Annotated in this window: 14 protein-coding genes; 7 read left to right on the forward strand and 7 right to left on the reverse strand. The window is 34.3% G+C overall.

Going from position 1 to position 22209, the window contains the following annotated elements:
- Positions 1-42: 42 nt before the first annotated feature.
- Entirely contained in the window at positions 43-1482 is a 1440-nt protein-coding gene (locus LNP22_RS09640) for an alpha-amylase (RefSeq protein ID WP_229973265.1), read from the reverse strand.
- Positions 1483-2003: 521 nt separating this feature from the next.
- Between LNP22_RS09640 and LNP22_RS09645 the strand changes: the two genes are divergently transcribed.
- Together LNP22_RS09645 and LNP22_RS09650 are read left to right on the forward strand one after the other, a co-directional pair.
- A complete protein-coding gene (locus LNP22_RS09645; RefSeq protein WP_229973266.1) occupies positions 2004-3440 on the forward strand; it encodes a peptidylprolyl isomerase in 1437 nt (478 codons plus the stop codon).
- 78 nt (positions 3441-3518) lie between these two features.
- The gene (locus LNP22_RS09650) at positions 3519-4472 is read left to right on the forward strand and encodes an AAA family ATPase (RefSeq protein ID WP_229973267.1); all 954 of its coding nucleotides are present in this window, start codon (positions 3519-3521) and stop codon (positions 4470-4472) included.
- Between the two features lie 67 nt (positions 4473-4539).
- On the opposite strand, the gene xrtN is transcribed toward LNP22_RS09650, so the two are convergent.
- Positions 4540-5772 carry an exosortase N gene (gene xrtN / locus LNP22_RS09655; protein WP_319616457.1) on the reverse strand — a complete coding sequence of 411 codons (1233 nt, stop codon included), beginning with the start codon at positions 5770-5772 and terminating at the stop codon, positions 4540-4542.
- Positions 5772-8270, reverse strand: a complete 2499-nt coding sequence (locus LNP22_RS09660; protein ID WP_229973268.1) for an XrtN system VIT domain-containing protein — start codon at positions 8268-8270, stop codon at positions 5772-5774. The genes xrtN and LNP22_RS09660 overlap by 1 nt, the downstream gene beginning before the upstream one ends.
- A 431-nt stretch (positions 8271-8701) precedes the next feature.
- Here LNP22_RS09660 and LNP22_RS09665 point away from each other — a divergent pair, with 431 nt between their 5' ends.
- From LNP22_RS09665 to LNP22_RS09680, 4 genes are all read left to right on the forward strand, one after another.
- Positions 8702-11482 carry a bifunctional aconitate hydratase 2/2-methylisocitrate dehydratase gene (locus LNP22_RS09665; protein WP_229973269.1) on the forward strand — a complete coding sequence of 927 codons (2781 nt, stop codon included), beginning with the start codon at positions 8702-8704 and terminating at the stop codon, positions 11480-11482.
- 129 nt (positions 11483-11611) lie between these two features.
- Positions 11612-13876, forward strand: a complete 2265-nt coding sequence (locus tag LNP22_RS09670; protein ID WP_229973270.1) for an aconitate hydratase — start codon at positions 11612-11614, stop codon at positions 13874-13876.
- Positions 13877-14349: 473 nt separating this feature from the next.
- Complete coding sequence (locus LNP22_RS09675) at positions 14350-15453, forward strand: C40 family peptidase (RefSeq protein WP_229973271.1); 1104 nt, start codon at positions 14350-14352, stop codon at positions 15451-15453.
- 94 nt (positions 15454-15547) lie between these two features.
- Entirely contained in the window at positions 15548-16744 is a 1197-nt protein-coding gene (locus LNP22_RS09680; protein ID WP_229973272.1) for an IS256 family transposase, read from the forward strand.
- A gap of 140 nt (positions 16745-16884) precedes the next feature.
- On the opposite strand, the gene LNP22_RS09685 is transcribed toward LNP22_RS09680, so the two are convergent.
- The 3 genes from LNP22_RS09685 to LNP22_RS09695 all read right to left on the reverse strand — a co-directional run bounded on the left by LNP22_RS09685 (position 16885) and on the right by LNP22_RS09695 (position 19437).
- The gene (locus tag LNP22_RS09685) at positions 16885-17472 is read right to left on the reverse strand and encodes a hypothetical protein (RefSeq protein WP_229973273.1); all 588 of its coding nucleotides are present in this window, start codon (positions 17470-17472) and stop codon (positions 16885-16887) included.
- A 24-nt stretch (positions 17473-17496) separates the two neighbouring features.
- Entirely contained in the window at positions 17497-18903 is a 1407-nt protein-coding gene (locus LNP22_RS09690; RefSeq protein WP_229973274.1) for a hypothetical protein, read from the reverse strand.
- Positions 18904-19098: 195 nt separating this feature from the next.
- Positions 19099-19437 carry a hypothetical protein gene (locus LNP22_RS09695; protein ID WP_229973275.1) on the reverse strand — a complete coding sequence of 113 codons (339 nt, stop codon included), beginning with the start codon at positions 19435-19437 and terminating at the stop codon, positions 19099-19101.
- Between the two features lie 501 nt (positions 19438-19938).
- Between LNP22_RS09695 and LNP22_RS09700 the strand changes: the two genes are divergently transcribed.
- Positions 19939-21354, forward strand: coding sequence for an APC family permease (locus tag LNP22_RS09700; protein ID WP_229973276.1), 1416 nt, complete (start codon positions 19939-19941; stop codon positions 21352-21354).
- Between the two features lie 226 nt (positions 21355-21580).
- On the opposite strand, the gene LNP22_RS09705 is transcribed toward LNP22_RS09700, so the two are convergent.
- Positions 21581-22042 (reverse strand): DUF1810 domain-containing protein, encoded by a 462-nt coding sequence (locus LNP22_RS09705; protein WP_229973277.1) that lies wholly within the window; start codon positions 22040-22042, stop codon positions 21581-21583.
- Between the last annotated feature and the right edge of the window lie 167 nt (positions 22043-22209).

Below are 22209 nucleotides of genomic sequence, written 5' to 3' on the forward strand. Positions count from 1 at the left end.
GGCTGTCTTTTGAGGACAGCCTTAGATTATGTTTTTTTTAAATTATTGATTGATTGACCAAACCGAATATCCTCTCGGTGGACATTGAATTTTGACCCATTTGTCTCCCTGAGTTGTAGGGTACCAAGTTGAATTTCCTGTAAAATCTTTAATTTGAGTATTGGCCCAGTTTGTCTGAATCCATCTTTCTTGCCAAGTGTCAGAATTATTGAGGTACACTACCAGTCCCGGATTTCCGTTATAACCATTTCTTCTAGCGATATACTCATCATTATCCGTATACAAAATAGAGGTGTTTCCTGTCGCTTTGTTGTTGTGAATCCAGATCAAGTTATTTAGTTTTGATTTATTCAGCCATTCTTCATAATCTCTGTAGAAAATAGTCGGATAACCTTCATGAGTCAAAATATAGGCATAGGCCAACATCTTACCTGAGATTTCATCAGTATCGTGGTTCGAAACAAAAGTTACAGCTTTGTAAGGATTTCTTTTCCACATCATGTCATCATTCAGTACATTTAAATTGTTACCATCAAAAGCATCATTCATTTTATAGTAACAGGCAAAATCAAATACCGAACTATTGGCGTTATTAGCCCACCATTCAAGTGTGTTTACATTGGCATCCCAATATTCTCCGACAGAAAAACCGCCTACATTAGCATTCCAAGCATTTACAACCCACGGCCCAAAACCTTTTACGTAATCAAATCTCCAGCCATCAAATTTCATGGTATTTTTATAATATTTCCCAACTCCGTCCGCTCTTAACCATAACCAGTCCTTCACATAAGGATCGGCGTGACATAAATCTGGAAATCCTCCAAAAGCTCCTTCGTCATTGTTTCCGAAACTGTTTTTATAAAAATTAGCAGCAGAACGTTTGAATTTGCCCGAAGAGATACCCGTAAAATTTGTCCAAGTATTAGTTCCTGTAAAAGGATTCGCTTCAGATTGTCCGCCACTGTTGTGGTTGATTACAATATCTGCATAAACCTGCATGTTTTCAGCGTGTGCTTTTGTAATTAAGCTCACCAACTCTGTTTTAGAACCAAAACGGGTTTCTGTTGTTCCGTTTTGATTATAATCTCCAAAATCAAAATAATCGGTAGGATCGTAACCCATAGAAAAGGGGCCGTTTTGCGCTTTAGAGACAGGCGGCAACCATACAGATCCGATTCCGGCATTTGACCAGTCTGTTAGTTTGGTATTTACGGTATTCCACCAATTTCCTCCTGCGGGAACATCCCAATAAAAGGCCTGCATCATAACGCCACCACCAGGATTGGCTACATATTTGCCTGTTGATGACGATTTTGTTCCAGTGCTAAATGGTTGACCATCATGTGTGGTAACATTGATAACTTCAAATTGTTCGCTTTGAGCTCTGGTGTCAATATCTGTACTTTCATTGGTTTCGCACGAATAGAAAAATGCAAGAGCTGCGCCGAATACAAAAAATCTAAAATTTGGTTTTTTCATAATAATGTTTGGTTAAGTTAGTAAAGGTATTAATGGCTGAATTATGATTTTGATAATTATCATTTCTTAAAAATGACGAATAATCATTATTTTGACATATAAATCACAAATCAAAAACTAAAGTAGTTAATTTTTCAATTTGTATTAATTGTAAGAAAATATTTTCTTTACGAAAACGTTGTAGTGTTGAAAAGTTTTTTATTTTTAATGAAAAGCCAATTGATTATCAAATAGGGATTATTTGATTTTATGAAAGAGATAAATGATAAATTATTTTGCAGAAAATAAAATAAATTTTAGATTAATTTCCGAAGTTTTTGCAATTAAAGCCTTTGCAGATTGTTGAATTTGCTTACTTCTATATAATTTTTTGTTAATACTATTCTGGATTGTTGTATTATGTGTTTGAATTGTTATTTTTGTTCGCAATAAGTCAAAAAAAAGAAGTTTGTTTACATTCATAAAATAAAAATCAATTTGGCTCATCATAAGGACTTTACATTCAAATTAAATTTAAAATAATGTTATCAAAAAAACTACAGCTAAAAACTATTGATTATAAGTTTGTACTAACAATATGTTTTTTACTTTTTTTCAACTCAATTATTTCTGCTCAGGAGATCATTAAAGATTCTGTTGTGGCTCAAGTACCTGTTGAAATTCCTTCAGGGCAAAGGCAAAAAATTGACGGTATTATTGCTACAGTTGGAGATTATATTGTTTTGGATTCTGATATTGACAAAGGATTTTTAGAAATCAGTTCTCAAGGAGGTTCTGTAAAAGATATTACAAGATGTCAGATGCTAGGCAAGTTATTGGAAGATAAATTGTATGCGCATCAGGCTATTCAGGATAGTATTGTAGTAAGTGATGCCGAGATTAGAGGTATGATGGACGAAAGGCTGAATTATATGATGCAGCAAGCGGGTGGTGACATCAATAAAATTGTAGCATTTTATAAAAAAAATTCGGTAGAAGAATTTAAAACGTATTTTTCAGATATTTTAAAAGAACAAAAATTAGCTTCAGAAATGAGGGACAAAATCATTGGTGCAGTAGAAATTACACCTGAGGAAGTTCGTAATTTTTTTAAAAGTATTCCCAAAGAAGAATTGCCAACATTTGGTGCCGAAATGGAAGTAGCTCAGATTGTGGTTGAGCCAAAAGTATCCAAAGAGGATAAACAGAAAGTTATTGATCGCTTAAATAGTATTAGAAAAGATGTTTTAGAGGGTTCTAGTTTTGCCACCAAAGCGGTTTTGTATTCGCAAGATCCAGGCTCGTCGCCAACAGGAGGTTTTTATAAAATGACCCGTAAAACTCCTTTTGTAAAAGAATTTAAAGATGTTGCATTTAGTCTGGCAGAAGGTGAGATTTCGGAACCATTTGAAACGACTTTTGGATTTCATATTATCATGATTGATAAAATAAAAGGACAAGAGGTAGAATTGCGCCATATTTTAATTTCTCCAACGGTATCTGAAGACGCACTGAAAGAAGCAAAAGAAAGAATTACCAATATTAGAGCAAAAATAGAAAGCAAACAAATTACTTTTGCAGATGCTGCCAGAACAGAATCTGATGAAAAAGAAACGAGAGCCAACGGAGGAACTTTAATCAACCCAAACACACAAGATACACGTTTTGAGTTGACCAAAATGGATCCTACATTATACAGTCAGGTTTCTAATTTGAAAGATGATGCTGTTTCGCAACCGCTTTTGAATACGGATGATAAAGGTAAAAAAACGTATAAACTGATTACTGTGACCAACAGAATCGACGAACATACAGCAGATTACGCTAAAGATTATACTAAAATTAAAGAGTTGGCCTTAAAAGAAAAGCAAATTAAAGCCATTGGAAAATGGTTTGATGATAAAATTAAAGATACTTATATCAAAATCATCGCCGAATATAAAACCTGTAATTTTACAAACAATTGGTTGAAAAAATAATTTTTATAAAATAAATAAAAAGAGTTAGTTTTATGATTTCATAGCGCTAACTCTTTTTTAATTTTAAAACATACTTAAATGTCTGACGTAGCAGCAATTCATAATTTAGTACAAAAGCGAAACGAATTAAAAACTGAAATAGCCAAAATTATTGTAGGCCAGGACGCAGTGGTAGACCAAATTCTACTGTGTATCTTTTCCGGAGGGCACGCTCTTTTGATAGGAGTGCCGGGCTTGGCTAAAACTTTAATGATAAATACCTTGTCTCAGGCTTTGGGGTTAGATTTTAAAAGAATTCAGTTTACGCCGGATTTAATGCCTTCGGATATTTTAGGAAGTGAAATTCTGGATGAAAATCGCCAGTTTAAATTTATAAAAGGGCCAATTTTTTCGAATATCATCCTAGCCGATGAAATCAATAGAACGCCGCCTAAAACGCAGGCAGCTTTACTTGAAGCGATGCAGGAACGTTCGGTGACAATTGCGGGAGAAAATCATAAATTAGATTTGCCCTATTTCGTACTTGCAACACAGAATCCAATTGAGCAGGAAGGAACTTATCCTTTGCCAGAAGCTCAATTAGACCGTTTTATGTTTGCCGTAAAATTAGAATATCCTACTTTTCAGGAAGAAGTTCAGGTCGTAAAACAAACCACTTCTGATATAAAAACAACTATAAATCCGTTGTTTACTGCGCAGGAAATTATAGATTTCCAACATTTGATACGCAGAATACCTGTGGCAGATAATGTTATTGAATATGCTGTGACGTTGGTAAGCAAAACACGTCCTGATAATGCATTATCAAATGAATTTGTAAAAAACTACCTTGATTGGGGCGCAGGTCCAAGAGCTTCTCAAAACTTGATTTTAGCAGCCAAAGCACATGCAGCGTTTAATGGTAAGTTTTCACCAGATATCGAAGATGTAAAAGCAGTCGCAACCGGAATTTTGCGTCACAGAATTATTAAGAACTACAAAGCAGATGCCGAAGGAATTACGGAGGAAATCATCATCCAGAAACTGATGTAAAATAACTTATATATCATTGCAGAAAAGCCTAACAGATTTTAAATTTTGTTAGGTTTTTTTTATTCAATCATGTTCTACTTGTTTCGTTAATCAAGCGTACGGGCTTATTGTAAAAAAGTTTAATTAGCAATACTTCTACAAGTGAAGTATATTTTTTATTACCGCATTCATACCACCATTGAGAATAATATTCAATGTTGTTTTTCTCCATTTTTACAAACCATATTTGTTCGTTGTTTTGTGTGACTATTTTCGATTCAATTATTTTATATCCATTTCCTGTCCAGCAAATTAAAGGTTTGTGAATAGGAGTTTTAATGTATATCAGTTTTTCAGGAGTTGCAATTTTATAAACTTCGTTGTTTACCCAGCTCCCTTTTTGGGCCTTATATTTTGGATTTAGGTTTTCAAGTAAGTTATGATTTTGCTCATTTTTTATTTCTAAACTCGTAATAAATAGTATTCCGCCAGTAATGATAATGGGTAATACTTTTGGATAAAATAAGTTATTGATGATTTTCTCTCTTTTGGGTTTGAAGAATCGAATTAATAACAACATCGGGATAACTTGGTAAAACACAAAACAAATGATGCCGATTGTGTGATGCAGCATATTTTCTTCGGTACAATTAAACAAAATAAGTGTGATGATTCTGAAATAATTCGAAATAATATTCAGCACAACCAAGAGGCAGCAAAATAGCAAAATTTGAATGATAGTGAAATGTTTTTGCTGTTTTCGTTCTTCCAAAGTCAGTAAAAATGCTCCTGTAAGCAATCCTGTTTTAAACATAGAAAGCCCCATACAAGCACTATCTACGGTGACTTTTGTATTATCAATAAAAAAATTGACGCCTTCGATTTTACTTATCGGAATAAAATTTTTCAAAGTTACAAAAACACTATAACAAAGTCCTTGTTTGATTTCTACGGTTAAATAATTGAATAATTGGTCAAAAATAGAGGAAAACAAAAAGAGACAAATAAAGGCTATAAATGAAAATTTTCTGGTAAAGCTATAATAAAGTAAACAGATAAATAATGATAAAGCCTGAAAATGTAATGTTTTGGTATGCAATCTGTAACTGATAAATTCTAATCCTAAAATTACTGCTAAAAGCGGGTAGCTCATTTTTAAAGTTGTTTGCCTACTCGCTGTAACAAATAATATTAGAGAAAAGAATATACCAAAAAAGTTGTTGTCAAGTCTAGTTGCTATGATTTGATAGTTCATCACTAATAGGCAAGCCAAAACTAATACAGCAATTGCTTTTTTATTATTTAACGGTGAAATTGTCATTAGTTAGTTTGTTTTTTGCTTCTTTGATAATAGAAAAACAGAGTGGTTAGTCCAATAATAATGAGTAACCATTCGTGTGGTTCCGGAACTGATCCGTCATTGTTTATAGTGGCATTTCCTAGTGTGTCAATATTTTTTTCTATACCATTGTTTTTATAATCTGCATCAGTTTCGAGAACAATTAAAGAGGAAATAGGCGTTACAATATTGGCATCTTTTGCAAGTGTTGTATATTGATTTTGAGCTAATGTGTCGTTTTGAATTTTAATTTGTTCTTCGAGAACTTTTCCAAAAGCATACATTCTGTAAATGTGGTTAGAACCTGTGCTTTTTGATGATGGTTTTTTTGGATTCTCCTTAATAGAAATGTTTGCTGGCTCAATGTTTATTGATTTTTTTTCTGATTGAAATAAAACAAATTGATTCTTTTCTATTAATTGCAAAGTGTTTTTGAAGCTCGTTTGATAGAAATGCACATATTTTTGTTCTTTGATGGTTTGCCAAAACGGATTAATTTCAGCTGACATATTAATTACTTTTAGGTACTGCTGTTTAGTTCGGGATTTTATTTTTTTTAAATAATTAGAATCTTCGAGTTCTTCAAAGTTGGCAGAAAAGGTTCCGCTTTTAGTAACAATTAAAGTGTTTTTGTTTAATTTATAAAGAGGCAATAATGAGTAATGTAAGTTCTTAAATTGTAACTGGATAGATTCGAAATTTTCTTTGTTGATAATTTGCTTCTTCTTATCAATGATTACGTAAAATTTTTTCTGAGAAAGATGAAGCAACGATTTTATTTCTTGAGTAGTCCAGTTACTATTCAGGTCTAGAATAACTTCAGAAGGTTTAAATGGAATAGTTGTTTTTTGAATGTCTTTCACTTCGTAAACTTTATTCTTCCAAACGAAAGAATCCTGAATTCGGTTTTTATTTAAGGGTATTGTGGCTTCCCAGCGATCTAATCCCTTAGATTTATTGATGAAGTAGTTGTTGTTCAATTCAAAATCTTTACTGGTTTCTATTTTTGTATTACCAACAATCTGAATTCTGGACAGTGTTTCTGCACTAGCAATACTAGGACCTTTTATGGATAGACTTTGATATTTCATTAGGTTGTCTTCAACTTTTAAAGGAGTTGTAAATCCACATTTGAAGGTTCTTGGCATTTTGATATTGATCGGAAAGATTCTAACCACAACCTTGTTTCCTTCTTTCCATTGCATTAATGACGGGTCACGATTTTCTACGCCAACAATTTGTTTGTAAGCATTAGCCGCTTTTTCTTTGGTTGTCAAAACTCCTTTTCGTTCGATACCGTTAACCCAAAGTGATAGTGAAGTGGCAACAGAACCTTCAGGTAACTGAAAAGAATAAATAGCTTCCTTGTCTTGCCAGGATTCTTTATCGCAGGCAATATCTATGGTAAGCTCTGTATAGGCAAGTCTTGAGTTGGGATATATTTTGATGTCTTCCTTGATGTTTTTTGTAAATAAATCTTCGCCACTCCATAATTGCTCTTCTGTTTCAAGTCTTTTGTCAAAATTTGATTTTAGAATATTTATTCTGTCATCATAATTTAAATTGATATCCTTACAGAAGAAGTAGGCAATATTAATAAACGGATTGTGTAATTTCTTTTCGTTGAATTCTTTGCTTCCAAATGAATTAAAACCTTCAAATAAAAAAAAGTTCTCGGAACCAATATAAACGACATCTTTTTTGAGTAGAATTTCATTAAAAAAATTAGGCTTCAAATTTTGTGAAACCTTGATGTAATTGGGTAAATCATCATTGTTTTCAAATGATTGGGTAATAGTATTTTGTGATATTTTATTGCTTTCAGCATTTAATTTAAATGCAAATCCTGCTAAACTGATTAGTAAAATTGAAAACCCTGCAATGAAAGAAAGAAAATGTTTTTTGTTTTTTTGAAAAAATCCAAGAATGATATAAGAGTGAAGCACCAAAACAATTGCAGGAACCAAGCCATAAAATCCTAATCCTAAGGCAAGCATTCCAATAAATGAATAATGAATAATGGGAATAAGATATACAGCAAAATAGAGTATTAAAGTAAAAGATAATCCATTTATAAAATATGAAATTTTAGAAATGTATTTTTCTTTGACATCTCGATAAATAAAAAAATTAGAAAGACAAAAAGCAAATGTTATTAGGTACACCCAAACCGAAAGGTTTTCGAAAATCGGAATAATAGTATTTGTACAAAAACATCCAATAAACCAATTTAATATTAGAAAAGGAACGAGATGCAGATATTTATCCTTTTTTCTTAGAATCAAAAAAGTGAGTACGGTTCCGTAAATAAATTCGATTATCAGACTAAGTGCTCCAAAGGAATCTAATTGACGGAGTAGGAAATTTTTTCCGATCAAAGCAATGATCAGGATGAATGAACTTAGGATGCTCAATACAAGACTTATTTTTACCCCTGGTTGTTGCGTGTATTCTTTAAAAAATTTAATTTTGCTCTTCATAGTTATTTGTATTTATAAGTACTTTGAAGTACAAAGTTATAAGAATAATTTAAAAATCAATTTTTTATTTTCTTTTTTTGAATAAAATTTACAAGTAAACAGTTTTATTTACCTTAAAGAAAAAGCAAAAAAGAGTCGATTTTGGAGTAACTATAACGTTGTAAATTATTATTTAGAAAGGTTCTTTGTGTAAATAGAGGTAAATTCTTACTTCGGTAAAAACTTGTAATTCCGACTTTATTAATTAAAAGATTTTAAATTAGTAATAATTCATTTTTTTAATACAAATTTGAGGTTTTGGTAATATTGCGCAGTCAAATTCATTTTTTTATAATAATAATTTTTGAAAAGCTCGGTTCTGTTATATTCTTTTTAATTGTCGGGTTTAATTCCTAAATTTGCCAACAAAAAAATAAAAACACCTATTTACTATGGCTTTTGATACTATTTACAAAGATTATATTAAAGAAATTGAAGAGCGAAAAGAACAAGGACTTAACCCGAAACCAATTGATGGTGCCGAATTGTTAAGTGTAATTATTGCTCAAATTAAAGATGTGAATAATGAATACAGAGAAGATTCTCTTCAGTTTTTTATTTATAACACGATACCAGGAACGACAAGTGCTGCTGGTGAAAAAGCTAAATTTTTAAAGCAAATTATTCTTGGCGAATCGGTAGTAAAAGAAATTACTCCTGCTTTTGCGTTTGAATTATTATCGCATATGAAAGGTGGTCCTTCTATAGAGGTATTGCTTGATCTAGCTTTAGCCAATGATATCGCTATTGCGAAAGAAGCGGCAAAAGTGCTAAAAACACAAGTTTACCTTTATGATGCAGATACAGATCGTCTTAAAGAAGCATTTGAAAGCGGTAATACAATCGCCAAAGAAATTATTGAAAGTTATGCACAAGCTGAGTTCTTTACCAAATTACCGGATGTAGCAGAAGAAATTAAGGTAGTTACATTTATTGCAGGTGTGGGAGATATTTCTACAGATTTATTATCTCCGGGTAATCAGGCTCACTCACGTTCAGATCGTGAATTGCATGGTAAATGTATGATTACACCTGAAGTTCAAGACGAAATTAAAGCACTTCAAGCACAACATCCTGATAAAAGTGTGATGTTAATTGCAGAAAGAGGTACGATGGGTGTTGGATCATCAAGAATGTCAGGAGTAAACAACGTGGCGCTTTGGACAGGTAAAAAAGCAAGTCCTTATATTCCATTTGTAAATATTGCGCCAATTGTTGGAGGTACAAACGGTATTTCTCCGATCTTCCTTACCACTGTTGATGTTACGGGTGGAATAGGTATTGACCTTAAAAACTGGGTTAAAAAATTAGATGCAGAAGGTAACCCTATTCGTAATGAAAGCGGTGATCCTATTCTGGAAGAAACCTATTCTGTTGCAACAGGAACTGTTCTTACAATCAATACCAAAAAGAAAAAACTTTATAATGGCGATCAGGAGCTAATAGATATTTCTAAGGCATTCACACCTCAGAAAATGGAATTTATCAAGGCTGGTGGTTCTTATGCAATTGTTTTTGGTAAAAAAATACAAACATTTGCATGTAAACTTCTAGGTATCGATACTCCTACCGTATTTGCTCCATCAAAAGAGGTTTCTATCGAAGGACAAGGTCTGACAGCAGTAGAAAAAATCTTCAACAAAAATGCTGTGGGTATTACGCAAGGTAAAGTGTTACACGCCGGATCTGATGTTCGTGTAGAAGTTAATATTGTAGGTTCGCAAGACACTACAGGTCTTATGACTGCTCAGGAGTTAGAGTCTATGGCTGCTACAGTAATTTCGCCAATAGTTGATGGCGCCTACCAATCAGGTTGTCACACTGCTTCGGTTTGGGATAAAAAAGCGCAAGCAAATATTCCAAAATTGATGAAATTTATGAACGACTTCGGTTTAATTACAGCTCGTGATCCAAAAGGTGTTTATCACGCTATGACCGATGTAATTCACAAGGTACTTAACGATATTACAATAGACGAGTGGGCCATCATCATTGGTGGTGACTCTCATACCAGAATGTCTAAAGGTGTTGCTTTTGGTGCTGACTCAGGAACAGTGGCTCTTGCTCTTGCTACTGGAGAAGCTTCTATGCCGATTCCTGAATCTGTTAAGGTAACATTCAAAGGAGAAATGAAAAGTTACATGGACTTCCGTGATGTGGTTCATGCTACACAAGCTCAGATGCTTCATCAATTTGGAGGGGAGAATGTATTCCAAGGCCGCATTATTGAGGTTCACTTAGGAACTCTTACCGCCGACCAAGCCTTCACATTTACCGACTGGACGGCAGAAATGAAAGCAAAAGCTTCTATCTGTATTTCTGAAGATGATACTTTAGTCGAATCGTTAGAGATTGCAAAAGGTCGAATCAAGATCATGATTGATAAAGGTATGGACAATGATAAACATGTTCTACAAGGATTGATTAACAAAGCAGATAAGAGAATTGCAGAGATTAAATCAGGGGAGAAACCAGCCTTAACTCCAGATGCAAATGCTAAATATTTTGCCGAAGTTGTGGTAGATCTTGATCTAATTGCAGAGCCGATGATTGCAGATCCAGACGTAAATAATAATGATGTTTCTAAACGATACACACACGATACCATTAGACCGTTATCGTTTTATGGAGGAGACAAAAAAGTAGATCTTGGATTTATTGGTTCTTGTATGGTTCACAAAGGCGATATGAAAATTTTGGCTCAAATGCTTAAAAATATAGAAGCGCAACAAGGTAAAGTAGCGTTTAAAGCACCTCTTGTAGTGGCACCTCCTACTTATAACATCGTAGATGAACTCAAAGCTGAAGGTGATTGGGAAGTTTTACAAAAATATTCTGGTTTCGAGTTTGATGATAGCTTGCCTAAAGGTGCAGCACGTACAGAATACGAAAATATGTTATACTTAGAGCGTCCCGGATGTAACCTTTGTATGGGTAATCAGGAAAAAGCAGCAAAAGGAGATACAGTAATGGCAACTTCAACACGTCTTTTCCAAGGAAGAGTTGTAGAAGATTCTGCAAGTAAAAAAGGAGAATCATTGCTTTCGTCTACACCGGTTGTTGTACTTTCTACAATATTGGGCAGAACACCTACAATTAACGAATATGTGGCTGCGGTAGAAGGTATTAACTTAACTAAGTTTGCACCTTCTCACAAGTTACTAGTCAAATAAGTACAGCATTAGTCAAATTATAATTCAAAAGCCCAAGTGATAAACTTGGGCTTTTTTTTAATAGCTTCTCTATTTTTTTGTATCTTGTGGTGATTAAAAAAAATAATAAAAAACAATTACATAAATCTTATGGCTTTTGATATAGAAATGATTAAAAAAGTGTATGCCAACATGCCTGGTCGTGTTGATAAAGCACGAGAGATAGTTGGTCGTCCACTTACTTTAACAGAGAAAATTTTGTACAATCACCTTTGGGATGGAAACCCAACACAGGCGTTTGGCAGAGGTATTGATTATGTTGATTTTGCACCGGATCGTGTAGCCTGTCAGGATGCAACGGCTCAAATGGCATTACTTCAATTTATGCACGCCGGAAAGAAAACAGTAGCAGTTCCAACAACAGTACACTGTGATCACCTGATTCAGGCAAAAGTTGATGCTGCAACCGATTTGGCCAGAGCAAAAACACAAAGCAATGAGGTTTTCGATTTCCTTTCTTCAGTTTCTAATAAATACGGAATTGGTTTCTGGAAACCGGGAGCTGGAATTATTCATCAAGTAGTACTTGAAAATTATGCTTTTCCTGGCGGAATGATGATTGGTACCGATTCTCACACTGTAAATGCAGGTGGTTTAGGAATGGTAGCTATTGGCGTTGGTGGAGCTGATGCAGTAGATGTTATGTCTGGTATGGCTTGGGAATTGAAATTCCCTAAATTAATTGGAGTAAAATTAACGGGTAAATTATCAGGTTGGACTGCTCCTAAAGATGTTATCCTAAAAGTGGCGGGTATCTTAACTGTAAAAGGCGGTACTGGCGCGATTGTCGAATATTTTGGCGAAGGCGCAACTGCGATGTCTTGTACGGGTAAAGGAACTATTTGTAATATGGGTGCCGAAATTGGAGCTACAACTTCAACTTTTGGTTACGATGATTCTATGAGTCGTTACCTACGTTCTACCAATAGAGCAGATGTTGCCGACGCTGCAGACAAAGTAGCCTCTTATTTAACAGGTGACCCTGAAGTATATGCGAATCCGGAACACTATTTTGATCAGGTTATCGAAATTAATTTATCCGAATTAGAGCCACACTTAAACGGTCCTTTTACACCAGATTTGGCTACTCCAATTTCTAAAATGAAAGAAGAAGCGATCAAAAATAACTGGCCATTACAAATTCAGGTTGGTCTAATAGGTTCATGTACCAACTCTTCTTACGAAGATATTGCTCGTGCAGCTTCATTAGCAAAACAAGTGACGGCTAAAAACTTAAAAATAAAATCGGAGTTTACGATTACTCCGGGCTCAGAAGTAGTACGTTCTACTATCGAGAGAGATGGTTTTATTGATACTTTTGATAAAATTGGTGCAACCGTTTTTGCAAATGCCTGCGGACCATGTATTGGTATGTGGGACAGAGAAGGTGCAGAAAAAGAAGAAAGAAATACAATTGTGCACTCTTTCAACCGTAACTTCTCAAAACGTGCAGACGGTAACCCAAATACTTTGGCTTTTGTGGGTTCGCCAGAATTGGTTACCGCTATGGCAATCGCAGGAGATTTAGGTTTCAATCCGTTGACAGATACCTTAATCAACGAAGATGGAGAAGAAGTAATGCTTGATGCTCCAACAGGTGACGAATTACCATCAAAAGGGTTTTACGCAGAAGATCCAGGTTTTCAAGCTCCTGCCGAAGATGGTTCAGGAGTTCAGGTTGCGGTAAGTCCAACATCTGAGCGTTTGCAATTATTGGCTCCGTTTGATGCTTGGGATGGCAAAAACATTACAGGTGCCAAATTATTAATCAAAGCTTTCGGAAAATGTACCACAGATCACATTTCTATGGCTGGACCATGGTTACGTTTCCGCGGGCATTTAGATAATATCTCAAACAACATGTTAATTGGTGCTGTAAACGCATTCAACCAAAAAACAAATGCGGTAAAAAATCAATTAACAGGTTCTTACGATGCCGTTCCTGCGGTAGCTCGCGCGTACAAAGCGGCTGGAGTGCCATCTATTGTTGTGGGAGATCATAACTATGGTGAAGGTTCTTCTCGTGAGCACGCTGCAATGGAGCCTCGTTTCTTGGGCGTAAAAGCGGTATTGGTAAAATCTTTTGCCCGTATACACGAAACCAATCTTAAAAAACAAGGCCTTTTAGGACTGACTTTCGCTAACGAAGCAGATTACGATAAAATTCAGGAAGATGACACGATCAACTTCATTGATTTAGTAGATTTTGCTCCCGGAAAACCGTTATCGTTAGAATTTGTTCATGCAAATGGTACCAAAGACATTATTTTGGCCAACCATACTTACAACGCAGGTCAAATTGGCTGGTTCGTTGCAGGTTCAGCATTAAACCTAATAGCTGCTGGAAAAGCTTAATTTTTAAGATCCAATGATACTCAAAACGCTCTGTGAAAACAGGGCGTTTTGTATTAGAAGCTATTTCCAGCTATCATTCCAATCTTTTTTATTGTAGAAAAAACAATAAAAAAGGATTTTCCCTTCTATCTGGGCTAGGGATTTTGCTTTTCAATAGTAACTCTTCCATCAGTAGAAGTTTTATTGTTCAGCAAAAATTAGTTCCAATTCTTACTAGCTTTTTTAAAGTCAAAAAAATCTTATTATTTATTAAAAACAGTACGTCTCATGAACGTCATTGTTTCGATAATGGCAATTTTAAGGCAAAAAGGTGTTAAAAAAATCGGTTTTTTTACTTTAAAAAGTTAAATTCGCTCTGCAAGTAATACGATTGTCTTTTTTGAGTTTATAAATGACACAAATTAGATAATAAAAAATTTCCCCAAAAAATGATTTTTAGATTAATCGTCACGTTGTTTCTTATCAGCTTTAGTATGTTTTCACAAGAAAATTTCACAAAGCATACTGTTTCAAAAGGTGAAAATATCACAGTAATTGCAAAAAAATATGGTGTAAAACCCAAAGCAATTATTGAGGCAAATCCCAATAGCCCAAAAATTCTGAAATTACATTCGGTTTTACTAATTCCTACTACGCAACAAACTGTTTTGACTCCCACAAGAGAAAATGTTATTCCCGTAGTCAACCCATCTACACATGAGGTTTTAGCAAAAGAAACACTCTGGGGAATATCCAAAAAATACAAAGTAGCAGTTGATGATTTAAAAAAGGCAAATCCAATCATAGAAACAGAAGGTCTAAAACCGGGACAGCAAATCAACATTCCATCAAATGCGGTTGTAATTTCAGACAAACCAACAACGTATGCAGACGATTTAAAAACAAAAATAGAGCCTCAGACAGAAGATGTTGAGGTTTCCAGAGAAGTGTTGCCAAAAGAAACAAAATACAAAATTGCCAAAGAATTTGGTATGACAGTTGCCGAATTAGAAAAGCAAAACCCTGAAATAAAGGCGAAATTGCCGGTAGGTTACATCTTAAAAATTAAAACTTCAAAAGAAAAAGCAGATGTTTTCAATGCTTCAAAACCTGCTGAAGAAATAAAAAACACTCTAAACAAACCAGTTGAAATCGCTCAGACTGCAGAAAAAAATTCAGATTCTACAACCATTTATAAATTTTCAAACAGCTCCGAATTAATAGAGCAATTGGTAGGGCAGGCAACCGATAATATTGGCGTTCGTTATCGTTCAGGTGGCACCTCAAAAGCGGGTTTTGATTGCTCTGGATTAATGTGCAGTACGTTTGGCAATTTTGATATCAAATTACCACGAACTTCTATAGAGCAGTCGCGAATAGGTTTAAAAATAGAACCGGAGCAAGCTCAAAAAGGCGATCTAATATTCTTTAAAACCAACGGAAGACGCCAAATTAACCACGTAGGTATGGTGATCGAAGTTCTGGAAGACGAAATAAAATTTGTACACGCATCCACTCATGGTGGCGTCATTATTTCTTCAACTAAAGAAGGGTATTACCAAAGAAACTTTTCGCAGGTAAACCGCGTATTACAATAACTTAGGTAGTGTCTCACTAACTGTGTAAGTTAAAAAATGATGGGGTTTAAAATCACTCATCATTTTTTTTTAACTTTAACTTTTACACAGTCTTATGAAAAAAGAAGATTTATTATCAGATGAATTTTTAAAACAATTCAAAACAGGCGAAGACCTAAATGGTTTTCTTGCCCAATTACAAAAACGAGGAATAGAAGCTATTCTATCAGGAGAGTTAGATTCTCATCTAGGTTATGAGAAACACGAAAAGACGCCTTCAAGTAATTCTCGTAATGGTTTTTCAAACAAGAAGATAAAAACTTCATTTGGAGAATCAAACATCCAGGTTCCAAGGGACAGAGAAGCTTCTTTTAATCCCATGATTATTCCAAAACGTCAAAATATGGTTGATGGATTAGAGAATGTTATTGTCTCTCTTTATGCCAAAGGAATGACCGTTAGTGATATTGAAGAACAAATAAGAGAAGTCTATAAATTTGATATCTCAACCTCCACTATTTCTAGAATTACTGAATCTGTTTCTAATGATGTAATAGCTTGGCAAAATCGCCCACTAGAAGCTGTTTATTTAATTGTTTGGATGGACGGGATTGTATTTAAAGTTCGAGAAAACTCTAAGGTCATTAACAAAACTATTTATTTAGCTGTAGGCCTGAATCGAGATGGAAAAAAAGAAGTTTTAGGTATGTGGCTGGGCAAGAATGAAAGTTCCAGTTTTTGGTTGGGAGTTTTAACCGATTTAAAAGCCAGAGGTGTTGAAGATATATTAATTACTGCTACAGATAACCTAAACGGCTTTACTCAAACCATTAAAAATGTATTTCCTGAATCACAGACTCAAATCTGTGTAGTGCACCAAATACGCAACTCAGCGCGTTATGTAGTGTGGAAAGATAAGAAGGAATTCTCTAAAGATATGAAGCAGATTTATGATGCTCCAACCAAACAGGCTGCCAGGGCTTCTCTTGAAGATTTTGCTAATAAATGGAATAGTAAATATCCATATGCTGTAAAATCATGGGAAGACAATTGGGAAGAACTTACCGTATTCTTTGACTTCCCCGTTGAGATTAGAAAAATAATTTATACCACTAATCTAATCGAAAATCTAAACGGTAAGATTAGAAAATACACCAAAAATAAATTATCATTCCCAACCGATGAAGCAGTTTTAAAATCTGTATATTTGGCTTTAAGAGAAGCTACCAAAAAATGGACAATGCCAATCCATAATTGGGGATTAATACTCAATCAGTTCTTAACTATATTTGAAAAAAGGGTTCAACTTTAATTAAAAAGTCAAACCCCGTTATTTTTAAACTTACACACTTTTTAGGACAGTGTCATAACTTAATACGATATTAAGCATTATTTCTCTTTAATATTTCTAATGGAATGTTGTGTAAAAAACTATTACATTGTTTTTAAAATTTAAATCGTGTCAAGCAATTCTTTAGGTAATAATTTTTCTAAAAAGGCTTTTTGTTTTTTCTCAATAACCAGAAATTTCCAGTCGGTTTGGCTATTTTTTGAGATAGTATAGACTTGTTTTTCGATCTGAATCTCAAAAAAACCAGTTGTATCATTGTATTTTACATTTCCTTCACCAAATTCTTCTTTTAGCGAAGTGGCAATTAAGCTGTTTTGTGCTTTTTTTTCTTCTTCCGACTGTTCTGCACCCTCATTTACCTTCATATTCATTTGATGTGAATACGACAGCAGCGAATAATACTTATTTTCGATTTTCTTCGCATCGTTAATCTTTAGTATTTTAGGATCTTTAAGTTCGAATTTAATGGCAGGATTATTAAAGGTTTGCTCCATAACCGCTATCATTTGCCCTTTGGGATAAATGTCAAAAAACTCAGGCACGACAAAGTCTAGAGATTTCTCAAATTCCTTATTTGCAATCGCATTGAGGTATTCGGTAAAACTTTTTTCGATAGCTTTTTTGTATTCCTGAGCGGTTACCACTGCACTTGTTACCAAAATCAGTACTGTAAAGAGTGTTTTTTTCATGTTGATCATTTTAGAAAATTAAGTCTAGTACGATTTAAAAGCCGCACTACCCACCATTTCTTTTTCTTTATTTTTTTCAATGGCTTTGAATTCTTTCTCAAAGTTACCTTTAAAATTTTGTTTCAAATTAGATACCCCCAATTTTTCTAAACAATATAGATATTTATAAATTGAATTGTTTTTTTTATCGCTAAAACTAGATGTAAACCAATAAAGTTGCGCCGCAAAATCATAAATTTTCAAGTCCATTGCAATATCCGCGTATAAGTCAACATCTTTTAGTTGTTGATCTTTATCTCTAAACAATTGATTCAAGGAATTTCTTCGATAAAGCAGATAAGCATCTTCGGCGCTTTGTGGACCAATTGGTAAACCATAAAACGGATTATGATCTAATACTTTTCCTTTTTTAAGATTCCAATTTTCAATACTGTTTAGAGCTGCATTTCCTGTTTTTTTATTTAACTCACTTTGCGAGTAAAAATTTTCAAAATTTGCCCAAGAAGAGTTAGGGTATTCCTCTAAAATGCCATTGTAAATAGTAACTGCTTTCTCAAATTCTCCTTTGTCATGTTCGGCAATCCCTTTGTTTATTTCAGCATTAAGCTGTTCTTGAAACAATTGTAAACGGCCTTTGATTTCGTTTAAATAATCATTGGCATAGGTTTCAGGTTTTGAGAACATACTTACGATTTCGATATACTTTAGCGCATAATCTAGTTCGCCCTGAGAAATAAACATGAATATTTTAGTCACAGGAATCAATTGATTTTCGAGTTCCATTTCCATTGTTGCTCTCCAGTAATCGGGGTTGTTTCCTGTTAGTTTGATAACATCTTGTGGAGCATTAAAATCAGTAGTTGCAATTAGATTCCCAAAATTTCTCACACCTTCAAATTTCGGATCCACTATGGTTTGATAAGCTGCCAAAACAGGTAAAACTTCATTGATTGCATAACTTTTATTAAGAGCCAATTTGGTTTTCAAATCTGCTTTTTGATACTCCGAAACAACCTTTTGATTTGGAAGATCAATGTCTTTAAAATCAACGTTGGTTTCCTCAAATTTAGAGTTAATTGATATTAAAATAGGAAAATCAACCAATTTCGTGTTTGCTATAATTAAACTACTTATTTCGTTTAAAAATTTTGTTTCAAGAACGTTGTTTATTTGAGGATTAGAGTACAATTTCATAGTGGGTTTCCCCGTTTTATGAGCAACTAGTACAAATGCCAGTTTTTGACTTTCAGCAATAGTAGCAAATTCTTTTTTCGAAATTTCAATAATGGCATTGATAGATTCTAAAAACTTTTTTTCATCAATATTTACACTTGCTATCTTATCATTGTCTAGAAAAGCCACAGTAAATTCTGGTTCTTTTTGCGCAAATAGTGAAGTATTTGTTGCTAAAAGAAAATAAAAAAATAGCATTTTTGGTTTCAGAACTGGTACAATGTGTTTTAAAATTTTTATCATAAAAGTAGTTACTTGTTAATTTATAAGCACAAATATAATGGGTTGCCTTAGAATAATCTTACTAAAACACCAAACATTTTAAACAAAAAAAAGCCACAAATAGTATGGCTTGTAGCTTTTGATTTTAAGTTTTTATATTATTTATGTTCGTTAATAATTCATGTTAATAACACCCCTATAGAACTGAAGGCTACCAAATAAAATGGCTCCCCAGAATATTAAACCAATACCAGATACAGTTGCAATAGTGCCGCTTGCAAACCAGATAACGCCAAAAATCATATTCTTTCTTGCTCTTTCGTATTTGACTTCCCTGAGTTGGTTTTCTAGATTTTCTACAAGGATTCTTGCATTTTCGGGTCTTATTCCTTTGTCTACTAATGCTGCTTTGGCTTCATAAGCCGATTTGTTTTCACGCACCATAAGTTGAGAGGCATACTGATGAAGCTGGTTTACGATTACTCGTGATTCTGTGGTGTAGGTTTCCATAATGAGGGGTATTTGGAGGTTATTTGTTTTTGGGGTAATGTTTTTTTATAAGAATATGTTTTTAAGTTTTTGATTATCAAATATAAAGAGTTATGGGTGGACATTTACAAGTGGTGAACTATTTTTTTTTACTTTTATTTTAATTAAAATTTGAAAGCATAAAAACAACAAACAATTGTAAAAAGAAGACATTTTTTTAACATTTCAGCAAAGAAAGTGCGTTTAACTACCTCAATTTTATTCTAGGTGATGTTGTCATTCTTTAGGTGTTGCCTCAAATTTGTAAAACAATACTTCTAAATCGTACTGCTGCTCTATGAAGAGTTGTCGCATGAAGATAAAGAAGTGAGATGTGACGATAAAGAAGTGACCAATATTTTTTAGAAAGTAACTTCAGAGGCAAACAAATCCAATTGCATCTGATGCGTGAGAGTCAAAAACTACAATATTTTCTAAAATTTCTAAAAAAAGTATATCTTTAACCAACCCAAAACCAGAAAAATGCAAGAAAACGACCAAGACAATTTTAAAAGAGAACTCGGATTACTAGACGGAACCATGCTTGTTGTAGGTTCTATGATTGGCTCAGGTATTTTTATCGTGAGTGCCGATATTGCCCGACAAGTAGGTTCGGCAGGATGGCTCACCCTTATTTGGTTGGTCTCAGGACTCATTACCGTTATTGCTGCCGTGAGCTATGGCGAGCTTAGTGCCATGTTTCCTAAAGCAGGCGGGCAGTATGTGTACCTTAAAGAAGCGTACAATAAACTCATTGCCTTTTTGTACGGATGGAGCTTTTTTGCCGTAATTCAAACTGGTACTATCGCCGCCGTGGGTGTCGCTTTCTCAAAGTTTGCGGCTTATATTTACGAACCTTTAAGTGACGAGAATGTACTATTTCAGTTAGGATCTTTCAAACTCAATGCCGCTCAGATTGTGTCTATTTTAACCATTATTTTATTAACATACATCAACAGTCGCGGGGTCAAAAACGGAAAAATTTTGCAAACTGTGCTTACCATCATAAAAATTTTATCACTGTTAGGTCTTATTGTTTTTGGACTAACACTTGCAGCAAAAGCAACTGTTTGGGATGCCAATTGGGCCAATGCCTGGACACCGCGCTCATATAATGTCGACAGCAGTTCGTGGTTGCCCATTAGCGGAAAAGCGTTGATCACCGGAATTTCTGCCGCTATGGTAGGATCTTTATTCTCAAGCGACGCCTGGAATGGCGTGACTTTTATCGCAGGCGAAATCAAGAATCCAAAACGTAACGTAGGCTTCAGTTTGTTTCTGGGCACTTTTATCGTGACAATTATTTACGTATTGACCAATTTAATGTATTTGGCCGTGATTCCGCTGGACGAAATCGCCACAGCAAAATCAGATCGGGTAGCTGTCGTAGCCTCACAATATATTTTTGGAGATATCGGAACCCTAATCATTGCCTTAATGATCATGATTTCTACTTTTGCCTGCAACAACGGATTAATCATGGCGGGCGCAAGAGTATATTATACCATGGCAAACGATGGTTTATTTTTCAAAAAAGCAGCAGTACTCAACAAAGCAAGCGTACCAGAATGGGCACTTTGGGCTCAATGCATTTGGGCTTCGGCCTTGTGTCTAACCGGCAAATATGGCGATTTGTTAGATTTTGTAATTATTATCGTACTTATTTTTTACATCTTAACCATCTACGGCATCTTCATTTTACGTAAAAAAATGCCCAACGCAGAACGACCTTACAAAGCCTTCGGATATCCCTTTTTGCCATTATTGTACATCATCGTCGCAACTGCTATCAGCATTTCGTTGCTCATCACCAAATTCTCGACCTGTGGTTGGGGAATTTTAATCATGCTCATCGGGATTCCGGTATATTATGTTACAAAACCCAAAGAAAATCAATAAATAACGTTTTCGGGTACTTAGGCAGATTGTTCAGGAGCTATTTCCTGCTATCATTCCAATCTTTTTTATTGCAGAAAAAGCAATAAAAAAGGATTTTCCCTTCTATCAGGGCTATGATATTCGTTTTCATTATACTATTTTACAAAAAAAAGACACTACTAGATTTGCAAAGAGCAAAAAGGTAGTGTCTTTTTTTGTAGATCTTATGTAGAGAAAAACGAATAAATTAAATATTCACAGTCTCAGCAGAAGAAGGTATAGTCGAATTAATAATAGACAAAGTGAGTGGGTCTTCTTCACCAGAAAAAAACGCTTCCAGTATTTCTTTAAAGATCGGATTCGTATTGTCAACCAACGAAAAGAGCGTCATCGAAGAGCGTAACTTTCGTGCATCCAAATCGCCCAAAATACCATCAGCAGACTTTCTCTTAAAAGTCAAAAGCAACTCAGAAATCTCTATTAGGTGTTTACCCAATATAGGATGTTCTAAAAACTCCGAGGCTTCTTTCAGATCTGCGATCGCATAATAATTAGCATGGTCACTACTCCCCAAACCTTTTATCTGAGGAAAGATAAACCACATCCAATGGGTTTCTTTTTTACCTTTTTTAATTTCAGAAAAAGCAGTAAGATAAAGTTTATTTTGTGCATCTAAAAAACGCATTAAATCATTATTTGAGTACGTCATTGTGGTATTGTGTTTTTAAAAAAGGGTTGCAAAAGTAGTAAAAAAGATAAGGCCTACCTAATCAAAGCTTCATACTGTGAGTATTTTAACTTTTTGCAGAAGAAAAATTCTACTTTATCTTCATGCAGAAAGAAACAGCAGTAGAGATAATATTTTAAAACCAAAAC

The organism is Flavobacterium flavipigmentatum (assembly GCF_020911905.1).
Lineage (GTDB): Bacteria > Bacteroidota > Bacteroidia > Flavobacteriales > Flavobacteriaceae > Flavobacterium > Flavobacterium flavipigmentatum.

What these genes read in the sequence shown, in the direction of transcription:
- LNP22_RS09640 (WP_229973265.1), bottom strand. Translation starts at nt 1,482, where the DNA reads ATGAAAAAACCAAATTTTAGATTTTTTGTATTCGGCGCAGCTCTTGCA.
- LNP22_RS09645 (WP_229973266.1), top strand. Translation starts at nt 2,004, where the DNA reads ATGTTATCAAAAAAACTACAGCTAAAAACTATTGATTATAAGTTTGTA.
- LNP22_RS09650 (WP_229973267.1), top strand. Translation starts at nt 3,519, where the DNA reads ATGTCTGACGTAGCAGCAATTCATAATTTAGTACAAAAGCGAAACGAA.
- xrtN (WP_319616457.1), bottom strand. Translation starts at nt 5,772, where the DNA reads ATGACAATTTCACCGTTAAATAATAAAAAAGCAATTGCTGTATTAGTT.
- LNP22_RS09660 (WP_229973268.1), bottom strand. Translation starts at nt 8,270, where the DNA reads ATGAAGAGCAAAATTAAATTTTTTAAAGAATACACGCAACAACCAGGG.
- LNP22_RS09665 (WP_229973269.1), top strand. Translation starts at nt 8,702, where the DNA reads ATGGCTTTTGATACTATTTACAAAGATTATATTAAAGAAATTGAAGAG.
- LNP22_RS09670 (WP_229973270.1), top strand. Translation starts at nt 11,612, where the DNA reads ATGGCTTTTGATATAGAAATGATTAAAAAAGTGTATGCCAACATGCCT.
- LNP22_RS09675 (WP_229973271.1), top strand. Translation starts at nt 14,350, where the DNA reads ATGTTTTCACAAGAAAATTTCACAAAGCATACTGTTTCAAAAGGTGAA.
- LNP22_RS09680 (WP_229973272.1), top strand. Translation starts at nt 15,548, where the DNA reads ATGAAAAAAGAAGATTTATTATCAGATGAATTTTTAAAACAATTCAAA.
- LNP22_RS09685 (WP_229973273.1), bottom strand. Translation starts at nt 17,472, where the DNA reads ATGAAAAAAACACTCTTTACAGTACTGATTTTGGTAACAAGTGCAGTG.
- LNP22_RS09690 (WP_229973274.1), bottom strand. Translation starts at nt 18,903, where the DNA reads ATGCTATTTTTTTATTTTCTTTTAGCAACAAATACTTCACTATTTGCG.
- LNP22_RS09695 (WP_229973275.1), bottom strand. Translation starts at nt 19,437, where the DNA reads ATGGAAACCTACACCACAGAATCACGAGTAATCGTAAACCAGCTTCAT.
- LNP22_RS09700 (WP_229973276.1), top strand. Translation starts at nt 19,939, where the DNA reads ATGCAAGAAAACGACCAAGACAATTTTAAAAGAGAACTCGGATTACTA.
- LNP22_RS09705 (WP_229973277.1), bottom strand. Translation starts at nt 22,042, where the DNA reads ATGACGTACTCAAATAATGATTTAATGCGTTTTTTAGATGCACAAAAT.